Genomic DNA, 16,548 nt, shown 5'->3' on the forward strand with positions numbered 1-16,548 from the left:
ATGCTGAAAAACTTAGCTTAAATGAGAAAGAGCAGCAACTGCAATAGCTACTACTCTTTACAAGCTAGCTCAAGGCTGCTTTAATAAAATAAAGGTAAAGAAAATTTAGTTTTCTTTTGGATACTAACACAGAATCTATGTGGTTAAAACAAAAATCCCCTCTACCGGAGCAGAAGGGATTTAATATTATTGAGAGTTATTGGTTGGCTTTATAATTGTCCGTCAGAGTGATAAACACCATCCTTATAGATTTTCACTTTTAGAAGGATTCCATCATTGTCATACACATAAACTTTTCCATCCCAAAGAGCTCCGTTTTTGAAGACTCCATCTTGCCAGATTTCTCCGTCGTTGTTGTAGACTTTATTGTAACCGTTTGGAGCCCATTTGACACCTTGTGTTTTCGGAGTTCCTGCAATTGAAGGGGCTTTCTCTTTCGATTGTCCCGGATCTTTGACTTTCACCATCGGATGAACCGGATCTTTCGCTTCTGTTTTCGTCTGATTTCCGGAACCATCAAAGTAAGAGATTTCTTTCACATCACCGTTTTCATAGTAACGTACTGCTTTTCCGGAAATTGTACCATTATTGGAATCGTATTCGTATTCTACCTGACCGTTTGGATAGTAGTAGCGAATTTTCCCGTTCTCTTTTCCTATTTCATTGTAATTTCCCTGGTAAGAAGGTTGACCATTCTCGTAATAACGAATCAAGGAGTCTTTATAAATGTTCTTCTCGAAATTGCCTTTCTCTTTTGGTTTCCCGTTCGACCAATAGCGTGTGAACTGACCTTTCGGACGGTTATTTTCATAATTACCTTTGAGAGATGGAGTCATTCCATCAGTGTGATATTTAATCCAAATACCCTCTTTACGGTCATCAACGTATTTTCCTTCCTCGACTTTACCGTTTGCTGGAACACCGGAATCAGGACGGTCTTTACCGTAGTAAATCCATTTGCCCTGTTTTCTTCCTTTTTCATCTGTTACATTGAGCTTGCCATCTTGATCGGTAATAGGTGATGCCTTGACAGTCATAAGTAGTGACAGGAAAAAAACAATGAGTCCGACTTGTTTATACTTCCACATGTTTTGAATTAGTTTTGTAGCGCATTCTAAAGATAGAATTATTTTGTTATAGTTGCCCAAATACAACCAAAATTTCGCTGAAGTGCTTTTTTTTTTCGATTAACAAGGAATAGTTTGATTTTTTTAAATCAAAATCACAAATTATTTAACATTTCCTTGGTTGTTTTGTCTAAATCATAACTTTCTTTCCAGCCCCAATTTTCACGTGCTTGAGAATCATCTATGGAAGCAGGCCAGGAGTCAGCGATTGCTTGTCTGAAATCCGGCTCGTAATTTATTGTAAATGAAGGGACTAGTTTCTTTATACTCTCAAAAATCTGCTTGGGAGTGAAGCTCAGAGCAGAGAGGTTATAGCTGGAACGAATGACTACTTGCTCTTTCGGAGCTTCCATTAGTTCGATGGTGGCCCGGATTGCGTCATCCATGAACATCATCGGAAGGGCGGTATCTTCTTTCAGGAAACAGGTGAAATGTTCCCCTGCTTTTGCTTTATAGTAAATGTCAACCGCATAATCTGTTGTGCCACCACCCGGTAAACTCTTGTATGAGATCAATCCCGGATAACGGATACTGCGAACATCCACGCCAAACTTGTTGAAGTAATATTCACACCATCTCTCACCGGCTTGTTTGGAAATTCCGTAAACAGTGCTCGGTTCCATTACCGTATATTGTGGCGTATTGAATCGAGGAGTTGTCGGACCGAAAACCGCAATGGAAGAAGGCCAGAATACTTTCGAAATATGTCCTTCCTTTGCCAGATCCAAAATAATGAACAAACTTTCCATATTCAGTTTCCAAGCAAAATCCGGATTCTTTTCCGCAGTTGCCGAAAGCAAGGCTGCAAGTAAATAAACATCCGAGAATTTTTGTTCTATTATATAAGACCGAACCAAATCCTTGTTTAAAGCATCCAGTTGAATATAAGGACCGTTTGAAAGATTTTCGGGACACACGTCTTTTAAATCAGCGGCAACAACATTTTGAGAGCCGAATTTCTCTCTCAATGTAAGTACCAACTCCGTACCGATTTGTCCGCAAGAACCTAAAACCAGAATTTTTTTCATGGGTGAGATTTGAGCGCAAATATACTTTTTTTTCCCACCAATGAAAGTGTCCGTTTTCGGTTAAAAACTGACAATTCTCATTTTTTAGCACTCTTTTTGTCGCTATTTTTGTCTATCTTTCAGATACTATGTGGTTGGAATTGACGATAAAACTAATGTGGCTCCTTATTCGAAAACCTGAATGAGGGAGCTGTTTTTCTATGGTCTAATTGTTAAAAATTAAATAAATAAACATGCCCTTTTACTATAATTTGGGGAAAATCCCTCATAAAAGACATATACAATTCCGGAAAGAATCAGGAGATTTGTACTACGAACAGTTATTTGGAACGGAAGGATTTCATGGTTTTTCGTCGCTGTTGTACCATGTGCACCGTCCGACGATGGTGAAATCTGTCAAGGAGTTTAAAGATTTGACTCCTGTTCCTGCGGTGAATAAGAATATTACTTCACGCATGTTGAAAGGTTTCAATGTGGCTCCGAAAGATGATTTTTTAGAATCACGTGAAATAGTCCTTTTCAATAACGATTTGAATATCGCTGTTGCAGCACCTAGAAAATCCATGCAGACTTATTTCTATAAGAATGCGGATGCTGATGAAGTGATCTTTATTCATGAAGGAAGTGGGAAATTGAGAACCATGATGGGGAATATTCCTTTCAGTTATGGAGATTACCTGGTTGTTCCCCGCGGAATGATTTACCAAATGGAATTTGAAACAGAGAAAAACCGATTGTTTATCGTTGAATCTTTTTCTCCGGTTTATACTCCACGCAATTACCGGAACAATTTCGGTCAGTTATTGGAACATTCTCCTTTCTGTGAAAGGGATCTAAGAGCTCCTTCCGAATTGGAAACGCACGATGAATTGGGAACATTCACTATTCGAATCAAAAAGGAGAATATATTGCATGAATTGGAATATGCTTCACATCCTTTTGATGTCGTTGGATGGGACGGATTTAGTTTTCCTTATGCATTTTCCATTCACAATTTTGAACCGATTACCGGACGTGTGCATCAACCACCACCGGTTCACCAAACATTTGAAGGACATAATTTTGTAATTTGTTCATTCGTTCCCAGATTGTACGATTATCATCCGCTTTCTATTCCTGCTCCATATAACCATAGTAATATAGATTCAGACGAGGTATTGTATTATGTAGATGGAGACTTCATGAGTCGAAACCATGTGGAGAAAGGATATATTTCTTTGCATCCGGGTGGAATTCCCCACGGACCGCATCCGGGAGCTTATGAAAGAAGTATCGGACAAACAGAAACGAAAGAGTTAGCCGTGATGGTTGACACATTCAAACCATTGAAATTAACACAAGCGGCTGTTGATATGGAGGATAACACCTACGCAACAAGTTGGCTGGATAAATAATTTTCAATTATTTCCCCCTTTGAAGGGGGACTAAGGGGGATGGCACCCCTCTCAATCTCCCCTCTGCGCCTAGGCTGAAGCTTTAGCGCAAGTATAAGGAGAGAGGCAAAACATTTAAAATTAAAACATTAGAAATATGAGTAACGAAATAAAGAACGTTGAATACGGTTTAGAGAAAATTTTTGAGGGAGCACAAGACTTCTTGCCTTTATTGGGAACGGATTATGTGGAGTTTTATGTGGGTAACGCGAAACAAGCGGCACATTTCTATAAAACAGCATTTGGTTTTCAGGATTTAGCTTACGCCGGGTTAGAAACCGGAGTGAAAGATCGGGCATCTTACGTGCTAAAGCAAGACAAAATCAGAATTGTATTAACAACGGCGCTGAAGAGTGATTCTCCAATCGGAGAACACGTGAAAAAGCATGGTGACGGAGTAAAAGTGATTGCACTTTGGGTAGAAGATGCCAGAAAATCATACGAAGAAACGACCAAAAGAGGTGCAAAGTCCTTTTTTGAACCAATGGTTGAATCGGATGAACATGGAGAAGTCGTTCGTTCAGGAATTTATGGGGCTTATGGTGAGACGGTTTTTGTTTTCGTTGAACGCAAAAATTACACAGGTATTTTTATGCCTGGTTATGTAGAGTATAAGTCAACTTACAATCCGGCTCCTGTTGGATTGAAGTTCATTGATCACATGGTTGGAAATACCGGGTGGAATAGAATGAATGAAGCTGTCAAATGGTTTGAAGATGTCATGGGATTTGTGAATTTCTTATCGTTTGACGATAAACAAATCACCACGGAATATTCTGCTTTGATGTCGAAAGTGATGTCGAATGGAAACGGACGCATTAAATTCCCGATCAACGAGCCTGCTGAGGGTAAAAAGCGATCTCAAATCGAAGAATACATTGATTTTTATGAAGGTGAAGGTGTTCAACACATCGCCGTTGCGACAGACGATATCCTAACAACGGTAGCCGATATGCGCTCTCGTGGAATTGAATTCTTGTCGACACCTCCACAGGCCTATTACGATGCAATTCCGGAACGTTTGAAGGATCACATGTCGAAATTCAAGGAAGACATCAAGGAGTTACAAAAATTGGGAATTATGATTGATGCGGATGAGGAAGGTTATTTATTGCAAATCTTCACGAAACCGGTAGAAGATCGTCCGACTGTTTTCTTTGAGGTCATTCAGCGAATGGGAGCAAAAGGATTTGGAGCAGGAAACTTCAAGGCTTTGTTTGAATCCATTGAAAGAGAACAAGAGAAACGCGGAACTCTTTAAGAGACAATAAGACTTATAGACAAAAGAGTCAAGACAGATTTATTAAACTTAAAACCTCGACAATCCATTCATTGGAGTCGAGGTTTTTTTATGCAATATCTTGTCTTTCATCTCTGGTCGTGTGTCTTAAGGCTATTATCTCTTTCCAAATTCATAAACATCAAAGATTTCTTCAATGTGCTGCTTGTTCGTTTGATTGTATTCCGCATTCAAGGTATTCAGAATATTGTTATTCGGTGCAGAAAAATTGCTGGCAGCATCTACCAATACAATGCGTTTCCAGGGGTTGTAATTGACACCTTCCAAACTATTAATACAGTACAATTGTCTTTTGTTCAATTCGTTTTGAACAAATTGGGCATCTGATTTCCCAAATAAGGACCGATCATAATAATAGATGAAATTCAGTGAGAAGTGAACCGGAGCCACTAAAACCAAAGTGCTGTCGTTTTCCAGACTCTTTACCAATGCTACTGTTTCCCGAACTTCTCGTTTATTCGATTTATTTGGTTTCACGGATGCAATAAACAAAAGACAAATAAAGGATGGGATGATGTATTGAAAGGTCGGTTTTTGAATGATAAAATCAACGGAAAGGGCGACAACGATGCAGAAACCAATTGAAATAAACATCAGGTATCGATCCAGGAACATGGGAATCCAAAATGAGATCACAAACATGAAAACGAAGGGGATATAAAACCAACAAATGATTAGACGGGTGGCCAACCGATTGGGATTTTGTTTGCGCTTTATAATCAGGAGAACCAAACCGATAACTAATGCTGCAATGGTAAAAACCGCAGTAACCGGAGCATTACTGAAAACGCGAAGCATCTCATAAAATTCGCTGATTCCGCCGGGAGGAGTTAACCAGGTTCCACCTTGTGTCGAATGGGTGAAACGGAGCAGGGTGATCCAAAGATAAGGAGAGTAGGTCAGCAATAAAACCCCGACAAAAAGCATCAAAAATTTGTAATATTCCCTTAGTAAATCTCGTTGGAAGAGGATAAAGAAGAATTGAATAAACAGGACAAAAAAGCCAAAAAAGTGCGTGTAAATCAATAAGGTGTTTGCCAGAAGAAACCAACACAGTTTCCAATTGCTGCGATTTTTCGAAATGATAATTTCCATATAATAATACATGGAAGCTGCAGTGAGTAATCCCATCAAAGCATACGCCCTGGCTTCGTGGGCAAAAGTAAACTGATAGTTGGAAAACAGGAAGAGAATACTCGCATAAATCGCCACGCGCAGATTGAAGAAACGCAATCCGATTCGATAAACAAAAAGAGCTGTTAAGGCGCTAAAAATAAGTGAGGGGATGCGGACTGAGATTTCAGAAATTCCGAAGAATTTAATCCAGTAGTGAAGTAGAATGAAATGCAGCGGTGGATTATTCTCATTTTGGAAAATGGTGAACAAATTACTCAGTGATTGCTGCGAATGATACACACTGAATGGTTCATCTCCACCCAAAGAGTTGGATCCTAAAAAAATCCCTTTCAGAACAAGATTCAGGATCAGGAATAAAAGCGGAATAATGAAGGCAGTGTAGTAGGTGCGTTTCATACTTATCCTACCATAATTCCTTTACGGCCTAATTTTGGAATCTCCGTGTAATTTTTTTCATTGATTGTTTCCGGCAAGAAAATGAAGCGTTTGTCATACATCACATCGTCCGCCCAAAAAGAAACCCAGTATTCATTTGTAAACCCGAAGACTTCTTCCATGATCGGTTCCAATTTAGCTGCTTCATCCGGTAGAAGGACTTCTAAAGAATGTCTCAAGGTGGAGGTTTTGATTTTCTCTCCTGTATTCACATCTTCTCCATAACCACGACTGGTGATTATGATTCCTTCCATGATATCATCTCTTAAATTGAGCAGGTAAACATAATGTTGTATTCCGCCTTCCTCATTGGTTTCAGGAATAATCACCACTCTTACATTTTCAACTACAGGACCTTTCAATTCTTCTCGCATTACTCATCCGATTTTGGATTGCAAAGTTAATCATTTGCGGCATTTGCAATCGCTCTTCCCATTCGGATGTATTCAAATAAATCGGACGGATGACCTATTTTTTCCTGATTCGCCTTGGTATTTGCGGTCTTCAGAATTTTCGGGTCCGTATCCGGAGCTCTTTTGTGACCGGTACGCACGATAATCAGCTGTTCATCCGGAATCGCGATGATGTATTGACCTTTGATTCCACGGCAGTAATAAACTTGGTTGCCATTGCTTACATAGGTCCAGATATGCAGACCGTAGCGCGTATTCGGGACTCCTTCTTCGGTAGACATCACCGGATTTTTAACCATTTCATAAAAATAGGAAGTAGGAATTACCTGTTTGTCATTCCATTTTCCCTGGTTGGCCAATACTTTTCCAATGCGGGCAAAATCCCTTGTGGTACTGTACAAACAACAGAATGCTTTTTCGTCTCCGTTTTCCTTATCCAGACTCCAAAACGCATCCGATTCAGCTCCAATCGGTTTCCATAGCTTTTCTGAAGCATACTGTGATAAATCTTTCCCGGTTGCTTTTTCCAGAATGAAAGCTAATAATTGCGAGTTCCCGCTTTGATAGATGAATTCCTTTCCGGGTGCACGTTCTACATGCTGGCGCGTAACCAAACCTCTCAAATCCCATCCATAATAAGATTCCGCGTTTTCTGACAGCGGATTTTTGCCGCTTTCACCCCAATCCAAGCCGGAAGCCATCATGAGTAAATGCCGGATCGTGATTTTTTCTTTTCCTTTTCCGGAAAATTCAGGAATGTACTTGGAAACCGGTTCGTCCAAACTTTTGATTTTCCCTTCTTCAACTGCAATTCCAATGAGGATACTCACAACGGTTTTTGCTGCAGAAAATGAATTGGAAACGGTTTCCGGATGATGCTCGTCCCAATAACGTTCATAAATGACCTGATCATTTTTTACAATCAAAAAGGAAGATGTCCTCCAGGTATCCATGTATTTCAGATCTTCTTTGCTGATCAGCTCATTCTTGTTCAGTTTAAAATTCCACGGTTCACTTTTCTTTGGGGCTTGAACCTTTGCATTATGGAATTTGTTCAAATCATAAATGGTGGGGGAGGTTTCTCCTTGCAGATAGGTATAATAAATTCCTTTGTAGAGGTAGAAACGACCGCTTAGGAGAATTAAAATGTTGACAGATAAAAACAGGATTAAAACAAACCAACCAGTTCGTTTTAACCATTTCAGTAGGGTGCGTTTCATGACTATTGTGCGTAAGTGTATCCGAATTGGGAGGCTAGTTTTTCTTTCAAGAGGTCTTTTACTTCCTGCATATCAATCGCTCTACCAAGTTCCTGTTGCAAGGAAGTTACAGATTTATCTTCAATTCCGCAAGGCACAATATGAGAAAAATAGGAAAGATTTGAATTTATATTGAAACCGATCCCGTGCATGGTTATCCATCGGGAGGCTTTTACACCCATTGCACAGATTTTTCGGGCTGTTGGTTTATCCACGTCGATCCAAACACCTGTGAACCCGGAAGAACGTTCCCCTTTGATCCCATAATGAGCCAAAACCTGAATCACCGCTTCTTCCAGATACCGCATGTATTTGTGAATATCCGTGAAAAAATAATCCAGATCAAAAAGTGGGTAAGCAACCAGTTGTCCAGGTCCGTGATAGGTAATGTCTCCACCACGATTGATCTTGTAAAATTTGGCGTCGTGTTCTTCCAGTCCGGTTTCATTCAAAAGTAAATGATCTTCCGTACCGCTTTTTCCAAGAGTAAAAACATGTGGATGCTCACAAAACAAGAGGTGATTTTGTGTTTCTTCTTCAGATGTCCCGTTTCGGCGTTCAATTTTCAGGGCAATACTTGCTCCAAAGAGTTTTTCTTGATAATCCCAGGCTTCTTGGTAATCCATGAGCCCCAAGTCTTGAAAATGAACTTTTGGTAACATAGTTTCTATCTCTTTCTTGAATGATAACTTCGACTATGCTCAGTCTGCTTTCATATTAAAAGGACGCTGAGCGGAGTCTAAGCGTGTTTTTAGAACTCCAAATATACGAAAGGTTGGAAGGAATCAGAAGCTGCCTGATAAAGGATTACAATAAATACAGCAATTATTAACATTTGAACCATCATGTGCGTTTTCACGAAACTTCCCACCATGAAATCTTTCCATTTTTGAGGCATCCAATGAATGAAAAACCCTAATAGCATGATTAGAAGTGCCGGAGAATAAGTATCTATTAACTTCTGGAAAGTCTCCCATTCAAAGTTGAAATGATTGAAAATGCGATCCAACATTTTGCTCGGAGCTCCTTCTGTTTTTAGTCGGAACCAGATGCGTGTAAAAGTAATGAAATTGAAGGTCAGTAGGATCTTCCAGAAATGGACAATCCACCAGGAACTCTTTTCATAAGGAGAAACCTTTTTCCAGTGATTGTAAATAACCAAAGCCAAACCGTTCATGGCTCCCCAGATCACAAAGTTTTGAGAAGCACCATGCCACAATCCACCCAGAATCATCGTGATCAGTAAGTTCAAATCGCGGTACATGAATGTTTTCACTTTCGGACTTATGAGAATGGCGATTCCATACAAACTCATCAAGCCGACATAGACAAAGATCAATTCGAACCAGCCTGTAATGAAGATCAGGAAAACAAAAATGACGATAATCGCAATGAAGGTTCCTACCGTTCCTTTCTTGTTTCCTCCAAGCGGAATATACAAGTAGTCCTTTAGCCAGGAACCCAGGGATTTGTGCCACCTGCGCCAGAAATCGGCTACACTGTTCGCTTTGTATGGAGAATTGAAATTGGGTAATAATTCGAAGCCCATCAATTTGGAAATTCCGATGGCGATATCGGTGTATCCGGAGAAATCACCATAAATCTGTAAGGAATATCCCCACATGGCAATCACGCTCCAATATCCGGGATAAACATCCGGGTTGTCGACAATTGCATTGATGAAATGGGTCGCAATGAAATCGGCCAGTACAATCTTTTTGAAAAGCCCTTTCATAATAAGGAAGACCGCTTCACTGAATTCTTTTTGGGAGAGTTTGAATTTCTGATAAATCTGAGGAATAAAATCGCGCGCACGAACGATTGGTCCCATCAATACATGCGGGAAGTAAGTCACGTAGAACGAATAATCCCAAAAGTTCTTTACAGGTTCGATTTCCTTGCGGTAAATATCTACGACATAACTGATTGACTGGAAGGTGAAAAAACTGACGCCGGCCGGCATCAAAATCATCGTTTCAAAAGTTCCGTCTCCAAAAAAGCCATTTCCCCATTGTGCAAAGGTGTTGAAGACCTCATATTTTGTATGGAACATCTTGTTGAAAGAGTCCGTGAAAAAGTGTGCGTATTTGAAGAAACCCAGGAAGAATAGATTGAAAATTGCGGAAAAAGCAATGATCCATTTTCGTCCCAATTTGTTGTCGACTTTAAAGATCCATTTCCCCAGGAAAAAATTGACGATCACCGAAAGTGCAAGCAAGGTCACAAAGAAACCGGAAGTTTTGAAATACAGGAACAAACTGGTTACCGTAATGAACATACTGCGAACCAATTGGTTTTTATGGAGAACGCTGAAGAGAACCATGAATACCAGGAAGAAAATCCAGAAATCCAGTCGGTTAAACGCCAGGTCATCTGCTGACATATGTGTGAAACTAAAAATGCGGTGCAACGATTCCATAAAAGGGGGTAAACTATTTTTTAATTGATGTATTTTCTTTTTTCCATTTGTTGAAGCCACTTCTCAAAAGCGTCTATAAACAGATCTGCTTTGAAGTGATAACCCGGAGCTGTGAAGTGGACTAAGTCAGCCCGCATTAATCCGGTTGCTTTCCAGGTGCGTGAAGAACCCAATTCGCCCATGATCCCATAAAAGTCCCACACAGGGCATTCATATTTTTTAGCCAATTCAATAATCACGTCGCGTTCACGAGCTACGTTTTTATTGAGGTATTTCTTTTTGTATCCGGCATCATTCGGAACAGTGAGCAGAATTGCACAATCCGGATTGGCAGCCAGGACTTTCAGCATCATGTTTTCCAGATTCTTCTTATAAACTTCCGGATTGAAGGAGCCATAAGGGACGTTTGCATCATTTGTTCCCACTGAAAAGGCAAAAAAGTCAGGAGGGGATTCCTTTAGCTGTTCTTCAAAGTTCTTATTGGCAAGGTAAGTGTACAATCCGGCGCCATTGATTCCAATTGCAGTGTATGAAATTCCGGGAGATGCATTGCTCAATTGAAAGGCATTCAACTGAAGATTGTAAGGACCGGCAATTAATCGGGTAAACTGAAGATTGAAGGTGTCGACAGCATCGGTAAAAACAGCTTCGGTATAACCCAGGCTCTCATTTCGGAATTTGTTTACGATCAGGATTTCATCGGGTCCGAAATTCAATTCGTATGGAAAAGGACCTTTGTTGTGATATACTCTCAGTCTGGTGAATCCGGGCCGAACAACCGTTTTGTCATATTTAAAGGTGATCTCCACAATGGAATCCGGTGTTTCCACCACTGCGCCAAGTAATCCGAAATCAATTCCTTCCGGTCGGTTGAAGTTCACACTTCGGTAAGTGTTCCAATGGTTTTTTGACTTGAATTCATAATTCCATGGATTATTGGTATGCGCCAGGTCAAATGGAAAAATCAACCCGCGTTCTCCGGGAATATCGAGCCAATGTGTCTGCAGGTAGGTTCGAATATCGTGTGTGTAGACATCCGCTTGAATGTGTGATCCACCGATATGGTAAAAATTCAACTTGCAATTCTTGTCCGTGACCATGTTCCTGAAATCCTGAAAAAGATGTTCCCAATTGGCACTTTGCGGACTATAAAACCGGAAACAATTATTCCCGAAATTGATGAATGGGTATTGGTATTTTAAATTCGTGTCGAGGTGATGAAAATTGGGATATGTGTAGTTGTCGAGTGGCGTTTTATCGCGCATGATCTCTACTTGCGACTGACTGTTACAGGCAATAAGAGAGGCAATTAATAATGCGGTATAAAAACTAAACTTCATCCAATATTTCATTTGAGCAACGAGCATGCCGTTTTATTGAGCTCCTTGTTTCCATTTGACGTACTCTGCTGCAAATGCATCAAAGAAGAGTTGTGATGCAATACTTGCTCCCCGATTGGTGAAGTGTATGTAATCGTTTCCTGCCAACCCTTTTTCAACCCAGCTAGGCATGGAGTTTTCTCCTCCCATTGCACTGAACAGATCCCAATAACAAGCGCCTACTTCTTTTGAAACACGCGTCATTTCCTGAACCAGGAAAGGAAGCATCTTATAGGTCACGCGACCTGTTGCTGCCTGCATCGACATATCGCTTGGTCCGATCACTATAATGGAAGCGGATGGACGCAATTTTTTCACAGTGTATAATTGACCTTTGAATTGTTTTGCATAGCGTCTTACGGATGAAGAATCATTCATGTATGGAACCCCGTTTCCTCCAAATTGCATAATGACCATTTCCACATTCAGATCCGCATACATTTTGGCTGCTGTATTGTGGTCGATCTTCCCGAAAAATGTTCCGCTGGAACCGCGCATTCCGATATTGTCGACCATTACACCGTAATCACTTTCCAAAGAGAAACCAATAATTGTTGGACTTACAGTAGCTGAGAATTCGTAACGCAATTTGCCCGGTGTAGAAGGGAATTCCAATGAAAGCACATGGTATTTTCCATCGTTTTCCAAGCTATCTTCATGAACCAAAGTTGTTCCATTGAACACTTTAATCTTGCAGGGAGCATAACAGCTTGTATAGAACATTTTTGCATTGTTGTATGTTCTTGCACGTGAATACGCTGTCTTGGTCGGTTCGATTTCAATAAATGCTTCTTTCACAGACGTGGCACTCAGCATTTGAACACTATCCATTTCAGACGTGAAACGGGCGGCAGTATTCATTGAACCGTATTTCCGCGATTTTAAGCTTGCACCACCAAAGGCAGTGTAGCGGTTGAAATTGGGTGAGCAGGTTTGTTTGAAGGTGATGGTATTGTATTCATTTTTGGCAGGAATCGTTCCCGGACCAAATCCACCGAATTGCGTTTGTAAGCGTTGACGAATGTAAGAAGTCATGCGATCTCCTTCAATTTGCGAATCGCCATAATGTAAGATGCGTACCTTTTTTCCTTTCGCTGCGCCATCCAATTTTTCGAAGAAGGTGTGAAGTGCTTCTTGTCCCTTTTCGTTGAACTGCATACTTGTTGCAGCTTCTGCGGATAATGTTCCACCTGCAGGTGCTCCCATTTTACCATCCGATTCGAATGTATTCTTGATCGTGGTGTCTGCTGAAAGTCCTTCGATATTCAAGGTATCCACCTTCACAATATTGGTGATGTCTTTCTTTTCAACCGGTTTAGGCGGAGTTAATGCATCATTAAGGGTAAGAAACCGGACATCTGCACCAAACAGGTCGATTTTGTCTCCTTTGACTAAAAAGCTGATACCGGTCAATAATGCCAGAATTCCGGCGAGGTAAATAAGAACATGAAATGGTTGTAGTTGCTTCACTTACATTAAAATTGAGCTACAAAATTAATCCAAATTGGGAATAGACCAATGATTGTTTATTATCTGCCCACATTTGAGGATTATTTGTGGAAATGTTTGAGTAGCAAGAGCGATCGCATCCAAACGATTTCCCACAGACGTGCACTGAAGAACACGGAGTTTTTATTTGCTTGTTAATATGAACGATATTTAGATTCAATCAAATAAAGAGTTTGGTTTTCTCTGGATCTGGTTTGTTTACTTCTGTGTTCCTCCGTGCACGTCCGTGGGAGAAAAAATGCAGCGGATTAGATTATGGGTGTGAAGTGTGATGAAGCCCCATTTTTCCTCTAACCCTTCCAAAATACAGATAGACATGTGTCTATTTGGTCTGTGGTGATACTGGTTTTTAGAGGGACTATTCGTAAATTTATCGGATGGAACAGTACACAAATGAATTGATTCACGAAAGTAGTCTCTACCTTCAGCAGCATGCGCACAATCCGGTAAATTGGGTTCCCTGGTCTAAAGAAGCTTTTGAACGAGCCGAAAAAGAGCAGAAACTGGTACTCGTTTCCGTTGGATATTCTGCCTGTCATTGGTGTCATGTAATGGAACACGAATGCTTTGAAGATGAAGAGGTGGCAGCATTGATGAACAAACATTTTGTCTGTATCAAAGTGGATCGGGAAGAGCGACCGGATGTGGACCAAGTCTATATGACAGCAGTTCAACTGATGACTCAAAGAGGAGGATGGCCATTGAATTGTTTTACCATTCCGAACGGACAACCCATTTACGGTGGAACTTATTTTCCGAAGGAACAATGGATGCATGTATTGAAATCCTTGAATCAGACTTATACATCCGAACCGGAAAAGGTATTGGAATATGCGAAAGAACTTTCAGATGGTGTGCAACAATCGGATTTGATTGCAGTAGCAGAACCGGTTTCCCCTTTTCCTACAGATAAATTGTGGGAGTTGGTTCGAAGATGGCAGTCGCGAATGGATATGGTGGAAGGTGGTCCAACTTCAGCTCCGAAATTCCCGCTTCCGAGCAACCTCGAGTTTTTACTGCATTATGGATCTTTGGAAAAGAATGAGCAAATCCAAAAGTATGTCGATCTGACGCTTCATAAAATGGCTTTGGGAGGAATTTACGATCAGGTTGGTGGAGGTTTTTCGCGATATTCAGTTGATGTTTTGTGGAAAATCCCTCATTTTGAGAAAATGCTTTACGATAACGGACAATTGTTAAGTGTATATGCCCAGGCCTATGCTCAAACAAAAACTCCCGAATACAAGCGTGTATTGGATCAGACACTAGGCTGGCTTGAACGCGAAATGCAAAGTGAAGAGGGTGGTTTGTTTGCGGCTCAAGACGCCGATTCGGAAGGAGTAGAAGGGAAGTATTACGTTTGGACAAAAGAAGAGATCGAGTCTGTCTTGGGCGAAAACGCATCCTGGTTCTGGCAATTCTATAATCCCGCGAATAAAGGTTATTGGGAAGATCAACAATGGGTTTTGTTGCGGAATGAAACCTGGGAAGAATTTTGCAAGACCAATCCTTCTGTCACGCCCTCAAAAATCCAGGATCAATTGGATACCTTGTTACATATTCGCAAAAAACGCATCGCACCTGTTACAGACACCAAATGTCTGACGGCTTGGAATGCGCTAACCATAACGGGTCTGGTAGAAGCATTCAAGGCAACGGAAGATCACGCTTACCTGAAACTGGCTTTGCAGATTGCGAAATGGCTTCGGAACTATCAAACGACCAATGATTTTCAATTATTCCATACCAGACAAAATCAAAAGTCATTCATAACCGGATTTTTAGACGATTACGCAACGACCATTCAGGCTTTCCTCTCGCTTTATCAAATTACGGGCGATGAAGCCGATTTGAGTTTTGCTCAGGAACTATGCAACTATGCGTTGACTCATTTCTATGATGGAAAATCCGGGATGTTCTTTTTCACTTCCGATGACCACGATCTGATTGCGCGCAAAATGGAGATCAATGACAACGTGATTCCATCCACCAACAGTATTATGGCAAATAACCTATTGACACTTTCTTTATTGGTTGATAATCTGGACTACGAAGCGAAAGCCAAACAAATGCTCCAGAATGTAATTGAAGGAATGGAACAATATGGTTCCGGATATTCCAATTGGGCATTGCTGTTGCATCGGTTCCAACAGGAAGTCCGTTTGCTTACGATTCCAAAATCAGCAGAATGGAATGTGTTCAGAAAGCAAAGTTCACCGTTTTTGCTGGTACGCTATTCAGATGATCAGGAAGCAACTGTTTGTGCAGCCGGATTGTGTTCTATTCCAATGGTAAACATAAAAGAAGTGGAAGATTATTTGGAGAATATATAAGAACAAGTCGGGGTGAAAAATTTTTCACCCCGACTTGTTCTCTCATTTCTTTTCTTCCTTCAGCATCTCCGGAGCCTTGATCTTGAACCGTTCCAATCTTGGTTCGGAAACTGCTTCAATATATCCGTTGTGCGGATTTTTACACTCAAAGTTCTGATGGTATTCTTCTGCTTTAAAGAAAGCAGTGTATTTCACCACTTCCGTTGTAATCAAAGGGAATTTCTTTTCCCGCAATAATTTCTGGATGTAAGCTTTCGCATGGTCGCGCTCGTAATTGTTCTGATAAAAGATTGCTGAGCGGTATTGCGTTCCTGCATCCGGTCCTTGTCGGTTCGCAGTTGTGGGATCATGAGAATCATAAAACACTTTCAAAAGGTCATCATAGGAAATAACGGTCGAATCATAATAGATCTTCACGGTTTCCGCATGCCCGGTTGTTCCGGTACAAACTTCTTCATAAGTTGGGTTTTCGACATGGCCACCGGAGTAACCGCTTTCAACTTCTGCGACACCTTTTACAGATTCGTAAATGGCTTCCACACACCAAAAGCAGCCGCTTCCAAAATAAGCAACCTGGTAGTTGGCTAGTTCTGCCGGACTTTTATCGACTTTCAGTTGGGATTTTTCTGCGGATTTGTTTTTCTGACCACATGCGCTCAAGGATAAGAGCGTAACGATTAAAAAGAAAACGACGTGTTTCATGAGATTTTTTTTTCAAGTTACGACACGAATGGGAATCCGGATTCGAAACAGGACATTTTTAACCTTTGTTAAGG

General features: G+C 40.7%; 13 protein-coding genes. 3 read left to right on the forward strand and 10 right to left on the reverse strand.

What is annotated here, in order from left to right; genetic code table 11:
* Positions 1–209: 209 nt before the first annotated feature.
* Both AAG807_RS19360 and AAG807_RS19365 read right to left on the reverse strand, forming a co-directional pair.
* The gene (locus tag AAG807_RS19360; protein ID WP_341907708.1) at positions 210–1,088 is read right to left on the reverse strand and encodes a hypothetical protein; all 879 of its coding nucleotides are present in this window, start codon (positions 1,086–1,088) and stop codon (positions 210–212) included.
* A gap of 134 nt (positions 1,089–1,222) precedes the next feature.
* Complete coding sequence (locus AAG807_RS19365; RefSeq protein WP_341907711.1) at positions 1,223–2,155, reverse strand: NAD-dependent epimerase/dehydratase family protein; 933 nt, start codon at positions 2,153–2,155, stop codon at positions 1,223–1,225.
* Positions 2,156–2,388: 233 nt separating this feature from the next.
* Here AAG807_RS19365 and AAG807_RS19370 point away from each other — a divergent pair, with 233 nt between their 5' ends.
* A complete protein-coding gene (locus tag AAG807_RS19370) occupies positions 2,389–3,549 on the forward strand; it encodes a homogentisate 1,2-dioxygenase (RefSeq protein ID WP_341907713.1) in 1,161 nt (386 codons plus the stop codon).
* A gap of 136 nt (positions 3,550–3,685) precedes the next feature.
* Positions 3,686–4,849: a 4-hydroxyphenylpyruvate dioxygenase gene (gene hppD / locus AAG807_RS19375; protein ID WP_341907715.1), complete on the forward strand. Its 1,164-nt coding sequence runs from the start codon at positions 3,686–3,688 to the stop codon at positions 4,847–4,849.
* 135 nt (positions 4,850–4,984) lie between these two features.
* Here the strand turns inward: hppD and AAG807_RS19380 are convergent, their stop codons facing one another.
* The 7 genes from AAG807_RS19380 to AAG807_RS19410 form a co-directional block, all read right to left on the reverse strand.
* Entirely contained in the window at positions 4,985–6,421 is a 1,437-nt protein-coding gene (locus AAG807_RS19380; RefSeq protein WP_341907716.1) for a glycosyltransferase family 39 protein, read from the reverse strand.
* A gap of 2 nt (positions 6,422–6,423) precedes the next feature.
* Complete coding sequence (locus AAG807_RS19385) at positions 6,424–6,834, reverse strand: hypothetical protein (RefSeq protein ID WP_341907718.1); 411 nt, start codon at positions 6,832–6,834, stop codon at positions 6,424–6,426.
* A 26-nt stretch (positions 6,835–6,860) separates the two neighbouring features.
* On the reverse strand, positions 6,861–8,093 hold the full coding sequence (locus AAG807_RS19390) for a serine hydrolase (RefSeq protein WP_341907720.1): 1,233 nt from the start codon (positions 8,091–8,093) through the stop codon (positions 6,861–6,863).
* A gap of 2 nt (positions 8,094–8,095) precedes the next feature.
* A complete protein-coding gene (gene lipB, locus AAG807_RS19395; RefSeq protein ID WP_341907813.1) occupies positions 8,096–8,803 on the reverse strand; it encodes a lipoyl(octanoyl) transferase LipB in 708 nt (235 codons plus the stop codon).
* A gap of 80 nt (positions 8,804–8,883) precedes the next feature.
* Complete coding sequence (locus tag AAG807_RS19400) at positions 8,884–10,551, reverse strand: MBOAT family O-acyltransferase (RefSeq protein WP_341907722.1); 1,668 nt, start codon at positions 10,549–10,551, stop codon at positions 8,884–8,886.
* 20 nt (positions 10,552–10,571) lie between these two features.
* Positions 10,572–11,891, reverse strand: a complete 1,320-nt coding sequence (locus AAG807_RS19405; RefSeq protein WP_341907723.1) for a GDSL-type esterase/lipase family protein — start codon at positions 11,889–11,891, stop codon at positions 10,572–10,574.
* A 33-nt stretch (positions 11,892–11,924) separates the two neighbouring features.
* On the reverse strand, positions 11,925–13,400 hold the full coding sequence (locus AAG807_RS19410) for a hypothetical protein (protein WP_341907725.1): 1,476 nt from the start codon (positions 13,398–13,400) through the stop codon (positions 11,925–11,927).
* Positions 13,401–13,816: 416 nt separating this feature from the next.
* On the opposite strand from AAG807_RS19410, the gene AAG807_RS19415 reads away from it, so the two are divergent.
* Positions 13,817–15,772, forward strand: coding sequence for a thioredoxin domain-containing protein (locus tag AAG807_RS19415; RefSeq protein WP_341907728.1), 1,956 nt, complete (start codon positions 13,817–13,819; stop codon positions 15,770–15,772).
* Positions 15,773–15,814: 42 nt separating this feature from the next.
* On the opposite strand, the gene msrA is transcribed toward AAG807_RS19415, so the two are convergent.
* Positions 15,815–16,474 carry a peptide-methionine (S)-S-oxide reductase MsrA gene (gene msrA, locus AAG807_RS19420; RefSeq protein WP_341907730.1) on the reverse strand — a complete coding sequence of 220 codons (660 nt, stop codon included), beginning with the start codon at positions 16,472–16,474 and terminating at the stop codon, positions 15,815–15,817.
* Positions 16,475–16,548: the final 74 nt, after the last annotated feature.

Source organism: Fluviicola taffensis DSM 16823 (assembly GCF_943372375.1).
Lineage (GTDB): Bacteria > Bacteroidota > Bacteroidia > Flavobacteriales_D > Crocinitomicaceae > Fluviicola > Fluviicola taffensis_A.

Bases quoted from the DNA above. Each gene is read 5' to 3' on its own strand.
- AAG807_RS19360 (WP_341907708.1), bottom strand. From the start codon at position 1,088: ATGTGGAAGTATAAACAAGTCGGACTCATTGTTTTTTTCCTGTCACTA.
- AAG807_RS19365 (WP_341907711.1), bottom strand. From the start codon at position 2,155: ATGAAAAAAATTCTGGTTTTAGGTTCTTGCGGACAAATCGGTACGGAG.
- AAG807_RS19370 (WP_341907713.1), top strand. From the start codon at position 2,389: ATGCCCTTTTACTATAATTTGGGGAAAATCCCTCATAAAAGACATATA.
- hppD (WP_341907715.1), top strand. From the start codon at position 3,686: ATGAGTAACGAAATAAAGAACGTTGAATACGGTTTAGAGAAAATTTTT.
- AAG807_RS19380 (WP_341907716.1), bottom strand. From the start codon at position 6,421: ATGAAACGCACCTACTACACTGCCTTCATTATTCCGCTTTTATTCCTG.
- AAG807_RS19385 (WP_341907718.1), bottom strand. From the start codon at position 6,834: ATGCGAGAAGAATTGAAAGGTCCTGTAGTTGAAAATGTAAGAGTGGTG.
- AAG807_RS19390 (WP_341907720.1), bottom strand. From the start codon at position 8,093: ATGAAACGCACCCTACTGAAATGGTTAAAACGAACTGGTTGGTTTGTT.
- AAG807_RS19400 (WP_341907722.1), bottom strand. From the start codon at position 10,551: ATGGAATCGTTGCACCGCATTTTTAGTTTCACACATATGTCAGCAGAT.
- AAG807_RS19405 (WP_341907723.1), bottom strand. From the start codon at position 11,891: ATGAAGTTTAGTTTTTATACCGCATTATTAATTGCCTCTCTTATTGCC.
- AAG807_RS19415 (WP_341907728.1), top strand. From the start codon at position 13,817: ATGGAACAGTACACAAATGAATTGATTCACGAAAGTAGTCTCTACCTT.
- msrA (WP_341907730.1), bottom strand. From the start codon at position 16,474: ATGAAACACGTCGTTTTCTTTTTAATCGTTACGCTCTTATCCTTGAGC.